Genomic DNA, 16,142 nt, shown 5'->3' with positions numbered 1-16,142 from the left:
CCCGCGGGCGAAGCGCTATTCGGGACGGCGGGCGCCGAACATGATCTCGTCCCAGGACGGGACGGAGGCGCGCTTGCCCTTGGCCTTGCGGCGCCGTGCCGGACGCGGCGCGGCCGGAGGCTCGCTGCTCGCGGCGGCCGCCGCCGCGGGCGGCCCGGACGCCGGCTTGTCCTGCGCGGCGGCCGGCATGGCGGGACGCCCCGCCGGCTTCTTCTTCGCCGGCGTCCGCGGAGACTGCCGTTGCGCGGGCCGCTGCGCCGCCGCGGGCTTCTTCTCCCGCGCGGGCTGCTCGTCCTCGGCGGGCTCAGGCGGCGCAGGCTTTGCGGGCTCGGCAGCGCGGCGCGCGGGCTGCGCCTTGCGCTGCGGGCTCGTCGCGGACGCCTTCTCCGCTGGTGCCTGTTCGGCGGTCTCCCGCTCGTGGTCGGCCTCGTCCGGCTGGTCGTCGCGCTCGTCCGCGACGGGCTCCGCCTCGGCGGCGTCGAGGTCGTCGTCCTCTTCGGGACGGACGGTCTCGCGCGTCCCGGCTTCCTCGGCGGGCGGCGCCGTCTCGCTCTCGATCGCGGCGGGCGCCGCGTCCCGTCCGGTGACCGCCTCGTCCTCGTCGGCGGCCTCCTGAGGCTGGACGGCGTCGCGCGGCTCCTCCGGCTCGGTTGTCGGAGCGGCTGCCCGTGGCGCCTCCCGGGGCTCGGCGGGCTCGGCGGGCTCGGTCGTGCCGGACGTGTCGCGTCCCAGAGCGGCCTCGCCCGGCCTCGGCTCGGTCTTCTCGACGCGCTCGGCGGCTTCCGCGGGCTCGGCGGGGACGGCCGCCTCCCGGGCGCCGGACGGCCGGAGCGGCGCGGGCCTGCGGGCGGCGGGTTCGGCGCGCTCGTCCGGCTCGCGCGGCTGGACGGCCTCGCGCAGGGAGGCGGCCTCGCCCGGCTGCTGGAACCGGGCGCGGGGCTCGGCCGTGGGGCCGCCGCGTTCGATGACATAGTCGCGGGGCTCGGCGGCGCGGAGCGGCTCGGGTGCGGCATGCTGCTCGGGCGCGGCGTGCCGCTCGTACGCGCCGGGGCGTTCATAAGCGCCGGGACGCTCGTACGCGCCCTGCTGCTCGGGCTCGGCGGGCAGGCCGCGGGGGGCCGGGTCGCGGTCGCTGGACACGACCTTCATGGCGGGACGGCGCGGGACGAGCGGGGTGACGGTGTCGGAGAGCGGCTCGTCGTCCCAGTCGACGGCGGTGAGGCGCGCGGCGATCTCGTCCAGCGGGGACACGAGGCGGCGGCGCGGGTCGAACGTCCACTCGGCGGCGTGCGGGCGGCCGTTGTCGAAGAAGGAGAGGCGGACGCGCCAGGTGTTGTCCTCGCACTTCCAGGAGTCCCATTCGACCTCTTCGAGGTCGACGCCGCCGCGGCCGAGGCGCTCCTCGACGGTCTCGCCGAGCGGCGGTCCGGGGGCCGACTCGCCGGGACGGCGGACGGCGACGCGCTGCGCCTGCTGTGCCATGTATTCGCGTTCCTGCAGGACCGGGCCCTCAAACCAGCGAATGCGCTCGACCGGGATTCCCGCCGACTCGGCGATCTCCTCCGCGGTCTCGCCGGAGCGGATACGGGCCTGGATCTCCTTGGGGCGCAAGGGACTCTCCACTTCGATCTCGAACTGGCCGAGGCGGGAGAAGTGCCCACGGACCGCGGCGCGGAGCCGGTCGTCGACGGGCAGGGTGAACCGGGTGCCTCGGCCCGCGGTGGCCAGGACGAGGTACGTACCGTCCTCGCTGACCGCGACGAGGCGCAGCTCCTGCATGCGTGTCCTTCCTGCCCTGTCCTGATGGCACGGAGGACCTCGGACCGGCCCGGCTTGCTCTCACCGGCCGGCCGTCCGATGCCCACCGAGGGCGCATGCGTGCCCTTCCCCCGGGTTCCCGAGTCTCTCTTTCGGACACACCTGCTGCCAGCACCGTACCCGGCATGTCCGAACATCGCCGCTCTCGAAGCCCCCTCCACTGAGGTCGGAGGGGGCACCTGACCAAGCTTGCCGGTGACGCGACCGGCGGGGCGCCGCCCCGCCTGATTCTTGTCCATCTTTTTCCTCACCGTGCCTGACGGGTGTGCGCGGCTCCGCCCGGCCGGCGTTGTGAGCGTCACGTTCGCTCCCGGAACAACCCGGATGTCCCGGTTAGTTCATGTTCCGGGGATTCGACGGCGATGGACGAGGAGGGTCAGGGGCATGCCGCGCAAGCTGCCGGACGTCAGCACCACGCAGCTGATCGCGAGTGCGGTGGCGACGGGAGCCGCGGCCTTGGGGGCGTCCTATCTGGGCGTCTACGGGACGATCATCGGCGCGGCGCTGATGAGCGTGATCTCGACGGCCGGTGCGGCGGTCGGCAAGCACTACCTCGACCAGGGCAAGGACCAGCTCAGGGAGCTGACGCAGCTGCAGGCGGCGGCGCGGCGGCGGGGCGCGGCGGAGGGCGCCGCGGACGAGGCGACCAGCGCCGACCCGACCCGCACCGTGGTGTGGTCCGGCCACCCGAACGCCACCCGCCGGTTCGGCTCGGCGTCCGGCGGCGACCCCAACGCCACCCGGTACGACCCTCTGACGAACCGCGACCCGAACGCCACACGGTTCGACCTGCCGTCCGGCGGCGCTGCCGGACACGGTGATCCGAACGCGACGCGCCTGGACCCGGTGGACGCGGTCGCCGCCTCGCTCGCCGAGGCGGCCGGGGAGGACGCGGTGCGCCAGGCCGCCCGGCGTTCGGCGTGGGAGAGCACGGTCGAGTGGGCCAGGGCGCACTGGGTGACGCCGGCGGCGTCGTCGGCCGTGGTGTTCGCCATCGTGATCGGCGGGATCACGATCTACGAGGCGACGACGGGGCAGGCGCTCGGCAAGGGCGGCAGCGGCCTGACCGTCACGAACGTGCTGGGCGGCGGTGGCGGGCAGCAGGACGACGATCCGTCGCCCGCCCCGTCCGGTGACCCGAGCGAGCCGGGTGCCACGCCGGGCGAGACGCCCACCGGTGACGCGCCGTCCACGCAGCCGACCACGCCGGACGGACAGTCGACGACGCAGCCGACCCAGCAGCCGACCGGCCAGCCCACGACGCCGCCCACGTCGTCCGTCCCGACGGCTCCGGACACTCCGGCGCCCACCGAGGGCCCGCCGGACGGCGGCGGCCAGGAGCCGGGCGGCGCCGACCCGCAGGCACCCGCCGGCTAGGTCGCCTCAATCGCCGAAGCCGCCTCAGTCGCCGAAGACCTGTTTCGTGTACGGGTTGGCGAAGCGGCGGTCGGGGTCGAGTTCGTCGCGCAGGGCGCGGAAGTCACCGAACCTCGGATACACCTTCTCCAGGTACGCGGCGTCGCGCGTGTGGAGCTTGCCCCAGTGCGGACGCCCGTCGAGTGCGGTCATGATGTCCTCGACGCCGCGGAAGTAGTCCTCGTGGGCGTCGCGGTGGTAGACGTGCACGGCGATGAACGCGCTGTGCCGTCCGTGGGCCATCGAGAGCCAGGCGTCCTCGCGGGGAAGCGTCCGGACCTCGATCGGGAAGCTGATGCGCCAGTCCCTCCGCGCGACCAGGGCACGGAGTCCGCGCAGCGCGGGGACGAGTTCTTCGCGGGGGATCGCGTACTCCTGTTCCTTGAACCGGACGGTCCGCGGGCTGGTGAAGACCTTGTACGAGGTGTCGCTGTAGGCGCGCGCGCCGAGGGCCCTGGCGGAGACGCCGTTCACGAAGCGCGTTGTGCTGGGAACCCGGTGCGTCAGCCGGTTGACGGCACCGAACACGGTGTTGGACAGGAACTGGTCGTCCAGCCAGTGCTTGAACCTGGACAGCGGCTCCGCGTGGCCCTCGACGCGGTTGTTGCGCTTGGTCAGGCAGCCCTCGGTGTGCGGGAACCAGTAGAATTCGAAGTGCTCGTTGGCGGTGTCGAACTCGTCCAAGCGGGCGAGGACCTCGTCCCACTTCATCGGTTCCTCCTGCGCCCGCAGGAGGAACGAGGGAACGGCCCGCCAGGTGATGGCGGTGATGACGCCGAGCGCGCCGACGCCCGCGCACGCCGCGTCGAACAGGTCGGGACGCTCCTCGCGCGAGCAGGTCACGACGGTGCCGTCGGCGAGCACGAGTTCGAGCGCGGCGACCTGGGAGGCCAGCCCGGCGCTGTCGCGCCCGGTGCCGTGCGTGGCGGTCTGCAGGGCCCCGGCGACGGTCTGCTCCTGGATGTCGCCCATGTTGGCCAGCGCGAGCCCGTGGTCGTCGAGGACGCGGTTGAGCGCGTGCAGCGCAAGCCCCGCCTCGACGGTGACGAGCCCGGAGGCGGTGTCGACCGAGCGGACGGCCGTGAGCCCGCCCGGACGCAGCAGGACGCCCTCCGCGACGGCCGCGCCGGTGAAGGAGTGGCCCGTGCCCGTCATGCGGACCGTGAGGCCGTCGCCGGCGGCCGACCGCACCACCTCGGCCACCTCGCCCGCGGTGCGCGGCGTCACGACGCGATGCGGCGTGGCCTGCTGGTTTCCCGCCCAGTTCTGCCACTTCTGGTTGGTCACGGGGGACATGCCGTGACTCTACTCGGCCCCCGTTCATGAGGAAAGTTCATGTTCTTTGATCGGAGGTGCCAGGGGCGAATCCGGCGATACCGTACTATCCGGTCGGATATCGGCCCGCCCATGATCCCGGTACAGGTGGGAAAGAAGTGACAAGGCGGGGGAACCGCCTGTAGCGACAGTCGTTGGGAAATGTTGTGGCTCCTCCTTCAGCACCGCGCACCGGGCCCGACGCGCGACCGCGCAGGCCGAGGCCGGAGAAGAAGCGGCGGAGGCCGCACGGCGGCGACGCGCGTCCCGGGCCGCGCCGCCGCGGCCGGGGGCTGCCGGTCGCCATCGCCGGTATAGCGGTCCTCGCCGCCGCGACCGCGTCCGGCGGCGCGATCGCGGCGCTGACGGCGGAGCGGGAGGAGCCCACCGGCTCGTCGCGGCCGCAGCCGCCCCCGAGCGTGCCGCCCGGCGACCCCGTCAACGTGGCCACCGGCGGCGAGGTCGCGCCGCTGCGGCGCGTGGTGCCACCGGACGTGCTGGCGGTCGGCCGCGGCTCGATCCCGGCGGCGAAGATCAAGAAGATCGCGTCGCTGGGCCGGGTCAGGGACGTCGTCGCGGTCGCGGGCGGCGCCGTCCAGCTCCAGGGACGCCAGGTCAACGCGTTCGCCGTCGACCCGTCCGCGTTCCGCTCGTGGACGCCGCCCGGAACGGCGAAGGACAACGGCCTGTGGGAGGCGCTGGCCGCCGACCGTTTCGTGGTGTCCACGGCCGCCGCGGAGCAGCTCGGGCTCAACCGCGGCATGCGGTACCCGGTGATCGGACGGACGATGCCGAACCTGACGATGGGCGGCGCCGGGCCCCTCGGCCTGCCCGGCATCGACATGCTCGTCAGCGGGGGCTCCGGAGCGCGGATCGGGCTCGTCCCGAACGTGGCCGTCCTGGTCAACGCGCCCGGTGTGAGCCCGGCCAAGGTCGTCAAGGCGGTGACCAGGGTCCTCGGGCCCGGCACGAACGTCGTGAACCTGCACGAGTACCAGACGCCCGGCGACGGCGGCCGTCCGAGCAGCTACCTGGACCTGTACAAGCAGGCGGCCACCGCCTGCCGGGGCCTGTCCTGGACGGTCCTCGCCGCGATCGGCCAGGTCGAGAGCGACCACGGCCGCAACGCGGGCCCGTCCAGCGCGGGCGCGCTCGGCCCCATGCAGTTCATGCCCGCGACCTGGAGGGCCTACGGGGTGGACGGCGACCGAGACGGCAAGGCCGACATCATGAACCCCTACGACGCCATTCCCGGAGCCGCGAAATACCTGTGCGCGAACGGTGCGGGCAGGGGCGGCAAGCAGCTCTACAAAGCGGTGTTCCAGTACAACCACGCGCACTGGTACGTCCAGAAGGTCCTCAGCCTCGCCCGCGCGTACGCCGCGAGGTTCAGCTGATTGGATGGGAGCATGACGTCGTACGACGCGTTGCTTCTGCTGTCCTTCGGGGGGCCGGAGGGGCCCGAGGACGTGATCCCGTTCCTGGAGAACGTGACCCGTGGCCGGAACATCCCCAGGGACCGCCTGGAAGAGGTGGGGGAGCACTACCACCTGTTCGGCGGGGTCAGCCCCATCAACCAGCAGTGCCGCGACCTCAAGGCCGCGATCGAGGCCGATTTCGCCGCCCACGGCGTGGACCTGCCCGTCTACTGGGGCAACCGGAACTGGACCCCGTACCTGGCCGACACCGTCCGGCAGATGAAGGCGGACGGTGTGCGCCGGGCGGCCGCGTTCGTCACGTCCGCCTACAGCGGCTACTCCACCAACGACCAGTACCTCGACGACATCGCGCGCGCGCGCGAAGAGGTGTCCGACGCGCCCGAGATAGACAAGCTCCCCGTCTACTGCGACAGGCCAGGCTTCATCGAACCTTTCGTGGACGCGACGAAGGACGCCCTGAGCCGTCTCCCAGAAGGCGCACGACTGGTCTTCACCGCGCACAGCGTGCCGCTGTCCCAGCCCAACCGGGACCTGTACGCCGAAGAGCTGGAGACCGCCGCGCGGACGGTCGCGCAGAAGGCGGCCCCTAGGACGCCGTGGGATCTCGTCTACCAGAGCCGCAGCGGCCCCCCGGCGCAGCCCTGGCTGGAACCGCAGATCACCGACCATCTGGAGAAGCTGCACGGGGACGGCGACCGCGCCGTCGCGGTCGTCCCGATCGGGTTCGTGTCCGATCACATGGAGGTCAAGTTCGACCTCGACGTCGAGGCCGCGGAGCGCGCCGCCGACCTCGGTATCGCCTTCGCGCGGGCCGCCACCCCCGGCACCGACCCCCGGTTCGCGGCTCTGCCCCGCCACCTTCTGGCCGATACGAAATGAGCGCAGCGAAGCGGGGGGTGTGGGGGGTCGTCCCCCCACGAGGAGCAAGACGATGAGCCTGGCGGATGACCTGCTGGAGCTGGCCGTCGCGACCGCGCGGGAGGCCGGCCGGATGCTGGTCGACAAGCGTCCGGCGGACGGCCCGGACGTCGTGCAGACCAAGTCGTCCCCGACCGACGTCGTCACCCGCATGGACCGCGCCGCCGAGCAGCTGGTCATCGAGCGGATCCGGGCCGTGCGCCCCGACGACGCGTTCCTCGGCGAGGAGGGCGGCGACCGGGCCGGCGGCAGCGGCGTCCGCTGGGTGGTCGACCCGATCGACGGGACCGTCAACTACCTGTACGACCTGCCCGACTGGGCGGTCAGCATCGCCGCCGAGGTGGACGGCACGGCCGTCGCCGGGGTCGTGGAGATCCCGCGCCGGGGCGAGTCGTACACGGCCGTGCGCGGCGCGGGCGCTCTCCAGCACACCGCGTCCGGCACGCGCGAACTCCGCGTGAATTCTCGGGTGCCGCTCGACAAGGCGCTGGTGGCCACGGGGTTCGGTTACGCGGCCGGACGGCGAGCCAGACAGGCGCAGGTCCTCACGGGGGTGCTGCCGAACGTCCGCGACATCCGGCGTGGCGGCTCCTGCTGCGTCGACCTGTGCTCCCTCGCGGCCGGACGGGTCGACGCCTACTACGAGCGCGGTGTCCAGGCGTGGGACATCGCCGCCGGCGGGCTGATCGTCCGGGAGGCGGGCGGACGCGTCGAGGGCCTGCACGGCGCCGCGCCCGGCCCGGAACTGACCATCGCCGCAGATCCGGTCATCTTCGAGGCCCTGCACGACCTTCTGGCCCCGCTGGACCCGCTCGGCGATTGAGGTGGGCCGTGAAACGGGGAGCCCGGGACCGCGCAGGCCCGGGCTCCTGTGTCGTTCGCGCGTGTTCAGTCGCAGCGGGGTGGCTCTACACCGATGTCGTTGTTCGCTGCGATCCGGCGCAGATCGTTGATCTCCTCCTGGCGAATGTCCGCCAGGTAGGTGTCTCCCTCTGCATGGGCGCTGCGCAGCGACGCGTACGCGTCATCGAGTCGCTGCTGGATCATGCGTGACAACTCGCCCATAGGCCTCCTCCCGGATCGTGCCCATGCCTACCCAGGCCTAGGCTGAAGGTAAACCTGAACGCCAATGCAATTTTCGCGGATTCTTGCGCCCCTGCCACCACGGCGCGCATAACGATCATCTGAACAGGTGTTTACGGGCGTCTTACGGTGCCCGTGGCATATCTGGAGGCCGGGACGGACCGCGTCCCGGCCCATGGAGGGGGACCTCGTGCGTGTTCTAGTCGTCGAGGACGAGCGGGTGCTCGCCGACGCGATCGCCACCGGCCTGCGGAGAGAGACGCTGGCCGTGGACGTGGCCTACGACGGCGCCGGCGCGCTGGAGCGGGCCGGCGTCAACGAGTACGACGTGATCGTGCTGGACCGCGACCTGCCCAAGGTCCACGGCGACGACGTCTGCAAGCAGCTCGTCGCGCAGCGCTACCCGGCGCGGATCATCATGCTGACCGCGGCGGGCGAGCTGGACGACCGGGTCGAGGGCCTGTCCATCGGCGCCGACGACTACCTGGCCAAGCCGTTCGCGTTCGCCGAGCTGATCGCCCGGGTGCGGGCCCTCGGCCGCCGCGCCGCCGCGCCGCTGCCGCCCGTCCTGGAGCGCGCCGGGATCAGCCTCGACCCGGCCCGCCGCGAGGTCGCGCGGGACGGGCGCCCCGTCGAGTTGACCCGCAAGGAGTTCGCCGTCCTGGAGGTGCTGCTCAGCGCGGAGGGCACCGTCGTCAGCTCCGAGCAGCTCCTGGAAAAGGCCTGGGACGAGCACATCGACCCGTTCACGAACGTCGTCCGGGTCACGATGATGACGCTGCGCAAGAAGCTCGGCGACCCCCCGGTGATCGAGACCGTGCCCGGCGTGGGGTACCGGCTGTGACCACCGAACCCGCGCCCCGCAACGGACCGGAGACGTCCGGTGGCGGCGGCGGGCCGTGGCGGCGTCCCGGCCCGCAGCAGGTCCCGCAGCCGGCTCAGGCCCCCAAGGGCATGTGGCGCGGCGACGGCGGCGGGACGTTCGGCGACATGAAGGCGCTGCCCCGCATGAGCGTGCGGCTGCGCCTCACCCTCCTTTACGGGCTGCTGTTCTTCATGGCGGGGGCGCTGCTGCTGTTCGTGATGTCGGTGCTGATGGCCGACATCCTCGGCGGCGTCAAGGTGATCGGCTTCAACATCTCCGACGAGGAGGCCGCGGCGCTGCAGCGCCAGTTCGTCGAGCAGACGATGCGCCAGCTCGTCGGACGGTCGCTGCTGGCGCTCGGCGGCGTAGGGGTCATCACGCTGGTGCTCGGCTGGTTCGTCGCCGACCGGGCGCTGAGCCCGCTGCAGCGGGTCACCACCACCGCGCGCCGCCTGTCGGAGAGCACGCTCCACGAGCGGATCGCGCTGGAGGGCCCGGACGACGAGATCAAGGAGCTGGCCGACACCTTCGACGCGATGCTCGAACGGCTCGGGATGGCGTTCGACTCGCAGCGCCGGTTCGTCGCGAACGCGTCCCACGAGCTGCGCACCCCGCTCGCGATCAACCGGACGCTGCTGGAGGTCGCGCTCGGCGACCCGGACGTCTCCGACGACCTGCGCGCCGTCGGCCGGACGCTCCTCGCGACCAACGCCAGGCACGAGCGGCTCATCGAGGGCCTGCTGCTGCTCGCCCGCAGCGAGCGGGAGCTGGCGACCCGCACCCCGGTCGACCTGGCCGAGGTGGCGACGACGGTGCTGGAGCACTCGGCGCGCGGCGACCACGACCTCGACGTGGCCGTCCATCCGGAGCTGACGTCCGGGAAGGCGCTCGGCGACCCGGTGCTGCTGGAACACCTGGTGTCCAACCTCGTCGAGAACGCGATCAAGCACAACGTCGAGGACGGCGGCGAGCTGTGGATCCGCACCGGCATGCTGGAGGGGTACGCGACGATCCAGGTCGAGAACACCGGTCCCGCCGTGCCCGCCTACGAGGTGGAGAGGCTGTTCGAGCCGTTCCGGCGGCTGAACGCCGACCGCGTCGAGTCGGCCAAGGGCGCCGGGCTCGGCCTGTCGATCGTCCGGTCGGTGGTGCTGGCGCACCGGGGCGCCGTGTACGCGGCGCCGCGGCCCGGCGGCGGGCTGATCGTCACGGTCCGGCTCCCACCAGGCTGATCCCCGCTCTGAGCGCGGGCTACTTGAGCGCGGCCGTCGCCACGGTCGGGTCGCCGTCGTAGTCCATCTCCAGGCCGACGTACTTGCCGTTCCTGCGCACCGCGGCCGCTCCGTTGTTCACGAGCGGGACGAGGGCCATGTCGTCCAGCGCCAGCTTCTCGGCCTGCCGGAACAGGTTCGCGCGGGTGCCGGCGGGCTGCGTCCTGAGGGCGCTGGAGATCAGGTTGTCGAAGTTCGGGTTCTTCCAGCGGGACAGGTTGTAGTAGGCGTTCTCGGCGGTCGCCACCAGCGTGCCGCCGAGAAGCGGCCACAGCATGGAGTAGGCGCTCGGGTAGTCGGGGCCCCAGGAGAAGAACGCCAGGCCGGACGCGTCGTCCGCGACGAGCTCCTTGCGGAACCGCTCGAACTCGCTGAGCGGGATCACCCGCAGGTCGACCTTCCAGCCGAGGACCGTCTGCAGCATGCTCCGCACGGCGTGGACCAGCTTCTCGTCGGCGGTCGAGGCCCGGTGGTAGAGCCGGACCTGCGACCCCGGCCCGAGCCCCGCCCGCTCCGCGAGCGCTCTGGCCTTCACCGGGTCCGTCCCGTCGCACGACGGGCATGCGCCGGGTTTGCCGAAGCCGGGGATCCCCGGCGGGACGAGGCCGTGCGCCGGCTTGTAGGCGTTGCCGAACAGCGCGCCGAGCCCCTCGCGGTCGACGGCGTAGGACACCGCCTCCCTGGCCTCCCTGGACCTCATCGGCCCGCGGGCGGTGATCGGGACGAGCATCCGGGTGAACGGCGCGGGCCGCGAGATCAGGTCGGCCGTGGGGGTGGTGCCGAGCTGGTCGGTGCCGACGGTGTACCAGTCGACCTCGCCCGCGGCGTAGGCCGTGCGTCCGAGGACCGGTTCGTCGCTGATGCGGACGTCCACGCCGTCGAACTTCGTCTTGCCGAACGCCCAGGCGTCGTTGCGCACCAGCGAGACCCGCCTGTTCTGCTGATACTCCTGCAGCCTGAACGGCCCGTTCCCGACGGGCCGGGTGTTGAACGCCGCGTTGTCGGGCTTGCCCGCCTCCTCGGGGACGGGCATGAAGGCGGGCTCGGACAGCCGTGCGGCGAAGTCGCAGTTGGGGGAGGTGAGCGTGACGTCGAGGGCGGTGCCGGACACCACTTTGACCCCGGACAGCGTGGCGGACCTGCCGGCGGCGACCGCGGCGAAGCCCTCGATGTCGTTCATCAGGAAGGAGCCGCCGCCGGTGTCCGTCGCCGCGCTGCGCGACCATCCGCGGGCGAACGCGTTCGCGTCGACGGGCCTGCCGTCGCTGAACGTCGTCCCGTCCTTGACGAGGATCTTCCACCGCCGGCAGGACGCGTCCGGCGTGATCTGCGTGGCGAGGCGGTTGCGCGCGACGCCGTCCGGGCCGAGCTCGGTCAGGCCGGTGAACAGCTGCTTGGTCAGGAACCGCTCCGTCCCGCCGTAGGCGTGCGACGGGTCGATCTCGTCGGCGCTCGTGCCGGGGCCTCTGACCGTCATCGGGAACGTGCCGCCCGTCCGTCCGGCCGCCGTCGTGGTCGGGTCGGGCCCGCCATGGCCGGCGAGCTTGACGGCGATCACCGTGCCGGCGACCACCAGGGCGACCAGTGCGGCGCCGCCCGCGCTCGCCAGCACGCCCATGCCGCGCTTGCCGCGCTTGCCCGGTGGCGGCGCGGCGTCGGGCCCCGGGGACGGGACCGCGGGGGAGGGCCATGGCCCGGCATATCCCTGCCCGTTGTGCGGCGGAGGCAGAGGCGGCCACGCCGCCGCGCTCGGCGGCGGCTGATGGGGCGGCTGCGCAGGGACGATCTGCAGCCGCGCCGACCCCGTCGCCGCGGTCGCCGCCCCATGCGTGAGGATCACCGAGTCGTCGCCGGGGGCGTCCGGCCGGGCGCCCGGCCGCGGCAGGCTCCCCGCGAGTTCCAGAAGATGCGCCAGGACATGCTGGGACGCGGGCCGCGCCGCCGGGTCCTTGCTGAGGCAGTCCGCGACGATCTGGCGCAGCGGCGCGTGCAGGTTCCCGAGGTCGGGCGGCAGGTTGAGGATGCGGTGCATGACCGCCGGGATGGAGTCGTGCCCGAACGCGGGCCGCGCGGTGGCCGCCTGGACCATCGTGGCGCCCCACGCGAACACGTCCGCCGCCGGCCCGACCCGCGCCCCGGAGATCTGCTCGGGGGCCATGTAGGCGGGCGTGCCGACGGCGGTGCTCGACATCGTGCCCGTCGCGTCCAGCGCCCGCGCGATACCGAAGTCGATCACCCGCGGGCCGTCCGGCGCGAGCAGCACGTTGGCGGGCTTGAAGTCGCGGTGCACGACGCCCGCCTGGTGGATGGCGGCGAGGGCCGTCATCGTCCCGATCGCCAGCCGGTCCAGATCGGTGCCGTGCCGCGGGCCCTCGGCGGACACCACCTGCGACAGCGGCGGGCCGTCGATGTACTCGCTCACGATGTAGGGCCGGTCGCCCTCGACGTCGGAGTCGAGGACGCGGGCGGTGCAGAACGCCGACACCCGTTTGGCGACGGCCACCTCGGCCGCGAACCGCGCTCTGGCCTTCGGGTCGCCGCTGAACCGCGCGTGCAGCAGCTTCACGGCGACCCGGTGGCCCGGCTCGTCCTCGCCGAGGTAGACGGTGCCCTGACCGCCCTCCCCGAGGAGGCCGGTCAGGCGGTACGAGCCGAGCCGGGACGGGTCACCCGCGCGAAGCGGTGTGACCTCGTCCGTCACCTGCTCACGGTTCCGAAGGCCTGGGCGGTCGAGGCCGAGCGGGTCTGCCGCCACTCCCACCGCATGGTGGTGCCGGACCCGGACGGGATGAACGTGATGTACCCGGGCGCGCACTCCTTCGGGTCCATCCCGGTGTACGGCGTCTCCTGGTACTCGATCCGGGAGCTGCCGCTGTCGCCGGACAGGTGCGAGAGCCGGGTCCGGCAGTCGACCTGCGACCCGGACGGGTAGGTGTACGTCGCGATGCCGCTGGAGTACACCAGCGTGAACCGGACCTCGAACCTCGTGTGCCCCGCGCTGGCGCCCGGCTGGTTCCCGTCACCGCGCCACACGCCGATGAGGCCGCCGCGGGTCGTCAACGGCGACGGCGTGTAGGTGGAGGACGGCGGCGTGTACGTGATCGGCGGCGTGTACGGATCCGGGTCCGGGGTGTCGTCGCCGGCGGCGACCAGGACGATCGCCACGACCACGATGACGACGATCAGCGCGAGCACCCCGCAGCCGATCGCGAGGATCGGCCCGGCGCCGCCGGACTGCTTCGGCCGCCCGTACCCGGGCCCGGGCGGGACCGGCTGCCCCATCGGCATCCGCGGCTGGTTCGGCGGCGGGGGCGGCATCGCGCCGCCCTGGTACATCGGCATGGGCGGCGGCGTGATCGGCTGCGGCGGCGGCGTGTGCGGCCCCGGCGGCATCCCGGCCTGATGCATCGGCATCGGCGGCGGGGTGATCTGCTGCTGCGGCGGCTGGTACTGCGGCCGCGGCGCGGGCGGCACCGGGGGCGGCGGCGCGAGCTGCGACGCGATCCGGGTGCCCTGGTTGAGCAGGTCGTCCGGCCCGCCCGCCTGGGAGCCCGGCGCGACGCCCACGTGCCCCAGCAGGTTCAGCAGGAGCTGCGCCGCGGGCGGGCGCAGGCCCGCGTCCTTGGACAGGCAGCGTCCGACCAGGTCGCGCAGCGGCCCCGCGGGCAGCGCGGACAGGTCGGGCTCCTCGTTGAGGATCCGGTTGATGATGACCGGCAGCGTGTCCGCCTCGAACGGCGACTGCCCGGTCGCGGCGAACACCATCGTCGCGGCCCAGGCGAAGATGTCGACGGCCGGGGTGAGCGGCGCGCCGGTGAGCTGCTCGGGCGCCAGGTAGCCGGGGGTGCCGACCACCATGCCGGTGGCGGTGACCGCGCTCTCCTGCGAGTTGACCGTCCTGGCGATGCCGAAGTCGACGACGCGGGGGCCGTCCGCCGCCAGCATGACGTTGTTCGGCTTGAAGTCGCGGTGGACGATCCCGGCCTCGTGGATGGCGGCGAGCGCCGTCACCGTGCCGATCGCGAGGCGCTCCAGTTCCTGGGCGCTGCGCGGCCCGTCGTGCGCGACGACGTCGTGCAGGGACGGCCCGTCGATGAACTCGCTGACGACGTACGGCTGGTCGCCGTGGACGTCGGCCTCCAGGACGCGGGCCGTGCAGAACGGTTCGACCTTCTGCGCCGCCGCCACCTCGCGGGTGAACCGGGCCCGCGCGGCCGGGTCGTTCGCCATCTGCGCGTGCAGCAGCTTGACGGCGACGTACTCGCCTCCCGGCGTCCTGCCCAGGAAGACGGCGCCCTGACCCCCGGCGCCGAGCCGTCCGACGACCTCGTACTGCCCGAGTGCCCTAGGATCGCCCGGCTCCAGCGGAGCGGCATCCGGCATCTGACCCTCCAGTGACCCGCAGTGATGTCCCGCGATAGTGTGCGCCGGACCCCGGAGCGGGGGCCTTCCGCCGGCGATCGCCGGGCAGGCCCCGCAGGGGGCCCGCCCCCAACCTCAGGCGGGCACGATATCGCGTTAGTTCAGACGTTTCACTGAAGAGTCTGGTTCGATGTCCGACCTGCCCGATCGGCCATCCCGCCGCGCCGGGCAGGTCGGCGCGCACAACGCCCCCCGGACCGATATGATCCCCGACCGCCGTGAGATCCGCGGCGGGAGCCCTGGTTACGCCATCGCATCGCGACATCCGTCGGATATGTGACAGAAGACACATTTCTAGAAAGAGATGCGGGTGACGGGTGTCACTCGTGGGGACGGTCGCGCCTTGTGTGTCGCAGGTCACCAACCGTGACAGAATTTCCCGCCCGGATCGGGCACAAGAACGGTCCCCCGAGCGTTAGTTCCGCGCGACGGGGCGCATAAAGCACTGAGGGGGATGGAGATAGAAGATGGCGACCGACTACGACAGCCCACGCAAGACAGACGACGATCTCAGCGAGGACAGCCTCCAGGAGCTCCAGGCCCGGCGCGCCGACAAGGCCGCCAGCATCATTGACGAGGACCTGGACGCCGGCGAGGTGGCCGAGCTGCCCGGCGCCGACCTGTCGAACGAGGAGCTCACCTTCCGGGTGGTTCCGCGGCAGGCCGACGAGTTCACCTGCACGCGCTGCTTCCTGGTGCACCACCGCAGCCAGCTGGCCACCGAGAAGAACGGCCAGCCGATCTGCCGCGAGTGCGCCGCCTGACCGGGAGTGGCCGCAGGTGCCGGGAGAGATCGAACCTCAGGAGGACATGGAGCCGTCCCGCCGGAACGGTTCCGCCGAACTCGGTGAGCTGCTCGGGCGGCTCACCGCCGAAGAGGACATGGACCGCGAGACCCGCGGCCGCCTGCTCGGCCGACTGGCCGCGCTGCTGGGCCAGCAGGCCCGCAGAGCAGGCGCCGCGGGCGTCGCGCGCGGCCGTTGGCTCGGCGACCTGCTCGTGGAGGCCGCCCCGCACATCCCGATCCGCGACCTTGAGACGCTGCAGGCCCACCACCCCGGCCTGATGGGCGAGGACCTCGCCGACAAGCTGGTGAAAGCGGCCGGGAACAGCACGACCGCCGTCGGCGCCGCAGGCGGTGCGCTCGCCGCCGTGCAGTTCGCCGCCCCGCCGCTCCTGCTGACCGCCCCCGCTCAGCTGGCGGCCGAGACCCTCGTCGTCGCGGCCATCGAGGTCAAGATGATCGCCGAACTGCACGAGGTGTACGGCCTCACCGTCCAGGGCAACGGAACCGCGCGCGGCGCGGCGTTCGTCACGTCCTGGGCCCGGCAGCGCGGCATCAACCCCCTGGAGACGGGCTCCCTCACCAGCGCGCTCGGAACGGCCGCGAAGACGGCCCTGCGCAAACGCATGCTGCGCACCTTCGGCCGCAGCCTGGGCACCATGGGCCCGTTCCTCACGGGCGCCGTCGCCGGCGCCGCCCTCAACCGCTCCGCCACCAAGGCCCTCGCAGCCAAGATCCGCCACGACCTGCGCCAGTCGATGGGAGCCCCGCCCCCGCTCCCACGCGACCACGGCGGCTGAAGTCCGCGGACT

13 protein-coding genes are annotated in these 16,142 nt (G+C 72.9%); 8 read left to right on the top strand and 5 right to left on the bottom strand.

Translation table 11 applies throughout. The annotated features are described in order from the left end of the window. Nucleotides 1-15: 15 nt before the first annotated feature. A complete protein-coding gene (sepH, locus tag ETD83_RS04615; RefSeq protein WP_138643775.1) occupies nucleotides 16-1,779 on the bottom strand; it encodes a septation protein SepH in 1,764 nt (587 codons plus the stop codon). A gap of 423 nt (nucleotides 1,780-2,202) precedes the next feature. On the opposite strand from sepH, the gene ETD83_RS04610 reads away from it, so the two are divergent. Beyond that, nucleotides 2,203-3,195 carry a hypothetical protein gene (locus ETD83_RS04610; RefSeq protein WP_138643774.1) on the top strand — a complete coding sequence of 331 codons (993 nt, stop codon included), beginning with the start codon at nucleotides 2,203-2,205 and terminating at the stop codon, nucleotides 3,193-3,195. 24 nt (nucleotides 3,196-3,219) lie between these two features. Here the strand turns inward: ETD83_RS04610 and ETD83_RS04605 are convergent, their stop codons facing one another. After that, nucleotides 3,220-4,530 carry a D-arabinono-1,4-lactone oxidase gene (locus ETD83_RS04605; RefSeq protein WP_138643773.1) on the bottom strand — a complete coding sequence of 437 codons (1,311 nt, stop codon included), beginning with the start codon at nucleotides 4,528-4,530 and terminating at the stop codon, nucleotides 3,220-3,222. Between the two features lie 185 nt (nucleotides 4,531-4,715). On the opposite strand from ETD83_RS04605, the gene ETD83_RS04600 reads away from it, so the two are divergent. The 3 genes from ETD83_RS04600 to ETD83_RS04590 are packed head-to-tail and all read left to right on the top strand — an operon-like array spanning nucleotide 4,716 to nucleotide 7,728. Next, nucleotides 4,716-5,945 carry a lytic transglycosylase domain-containing protein gene (locus ETD83_RS04600; RefSeq protein ID WP_138643772.1) on the top strand — a complete coding sequence of 410 codons (1,230 nt, stop codon included), beginning with the start codon at nucleotides 4,716-4,718 and terminating at the stop codon, nucleotides 5,943-5,945. A 12-nt stretch (nucleotides 5,946-5,957) separates the two neighbouring features. After that, nucleotides 5,958-6,866 (top strand): ferrochelatase, encoded by a 909-nt coding sequence (locus tag ETD83_RS04595; protein ID WP_138643771.1) that lies wholly within the window; start codon nucleotides 5,958-5,960, stop codon nucleotides 6,864-6,866. 52 nt (nucleotides 6,867-6,918) lie between these two features. Then, nucleotides 6,919-7,728 (top strand): inositol monophosphatase family protein, encoded by an 810-nt coding sequence (locus ETD83_RS04590; RefSeq protein ID WP_138643770.1) that lies wholly within the window; start codon nucleotides 6,919-6,921, stop codon nucleotides 7,726-7,728. Between the two features lie 65 nt (nucleotides 7,729-7,793). Here the strand turns inward: ETD83_RS04590 and ETD83_RS42240 are convergent, their stop codons facing one another. Beyond that, nucleotides 7,794-7,970, bottom strand: coding sequence for a hypothetical protein (locus ETD83_RS42240; protein WP_165964506.1), 177 nt, complete (start codon nucleotides 7,968-7,970; stop codon nucleotides 7,794-7,796). Between the two features lie 208 nt (nucleotides 7,971-8,178). Here ETD83_RS42240 and ETD83_RS04585 point away from each other — a divergent pair, with 208 nt between their 5' ends. Beyond that, nucleotides 8,179-8,832 carry a response regulator transcription factor gene (locus ETD83_RS04585; protein ID WP_138643769.1) on the top strand — a complete coding sequence of 218 codons (654 nt, stop codon included), beginning with the start codon at nucleotides 8,179-8,181 and terminating at the stop codon, nucleotides 8,830-8,832. Continuing rightward, nucleotides 8,829-10,085: a sensor histidine kinase gene (locus ETD83_RS04580; protein ID WP_230420673.1), complete on the top strand. Its 1,257-nt coding sequence runs from the start codon at nucleotides 8,829-8,831 to the stop codon at nucleotides 10,083-10,085. The genes ETD83_RS04585 and ETD83_RS04580 overlap by 4 nt, the downstream gene beginning before the upstream one ends. Nucleotides 10,086-10,104: 19 nt before the next feature. On the opposite strand, the gene ETD83_RS04575 is transcribed toward ETD83_RS04580, so the two are convergent. Then, a complete protein-coding gene (locus tag ETD83_RS04575) occupies nucleotides 10,105-12,825 on the bottom strand; it encodes an ABC transporter substrate-binding protein (protein ID WP_138643768.1) in 2,721 nt (906 codons plus the stop codon). Beyond that, nucleotides 12,822-14,507, bottom strand: coding sequence for a serine/threonine-protein kinase (locus tag ETD83_RS04570; protein WP_138643767.1), 1,686 nt, complete (start codon nucleotides 14,505-14,507; stop codon nucleotides 12,822-12,824). The genes ETD83_RS04575 and ETD83_RS04570 overlap by 4 nt, the downstream gene beginning before the upstream one ends. A 506-nt stretch (nucleotides 14,508-15,013) precedes the next feature. On the opposite strand from ETD83_RS04570, the gene ETD83_RS04565 reads away from it, so the two are divergent. Together ETD83_RS04565 and ETD83_RS04560 are read left to right on the top strand one after the other, a co-directional pair. Continuing rightward, nucleotides 15,014-15,310: a DUF4193 domain-containing protein gene (locus ETD83_RS04565; RefSeq protein ID WP_067893074.1), complete on the top strand. Its 297-nt coding sequence runs from the start codon at nucleotides 15,014-15,016 to the stop codon at nucleotides 15,308-15,310. Nucleotides 15,311-15,326: 16 nt separating this feature from the next. Continuing rightward, nucleotides 15,327-16,130 (top strand): hypothetical protein, encoded by an 804-nt coding sequence (locus ETD83_RS04560; protein WP_329602675.1) that lies wholly within the window; start codon nucleotides 15,327-15,329, stop codon nucleotides 16,128-16,130. The last annotated feature ends 12 nt before the right edge of the window (nucleotides 16,131-16,142 follow it).

This window comes from Actinomadura soli, assembly GCF_005889715.1.
In the GTDB taxonomy this organism is placed as follows: domain Bacteria; phylum Actinomycetota; class Actinomycetes; order Streptosporangiales; family Streptosporangiaceae; genus Spirillospora; species Spirillospora soli.
The sequence above is the reverse complement of the archived record's forward strand: the minus strand, read 5'-3'. Positions and strand labels throughout refer to the sequence as shown.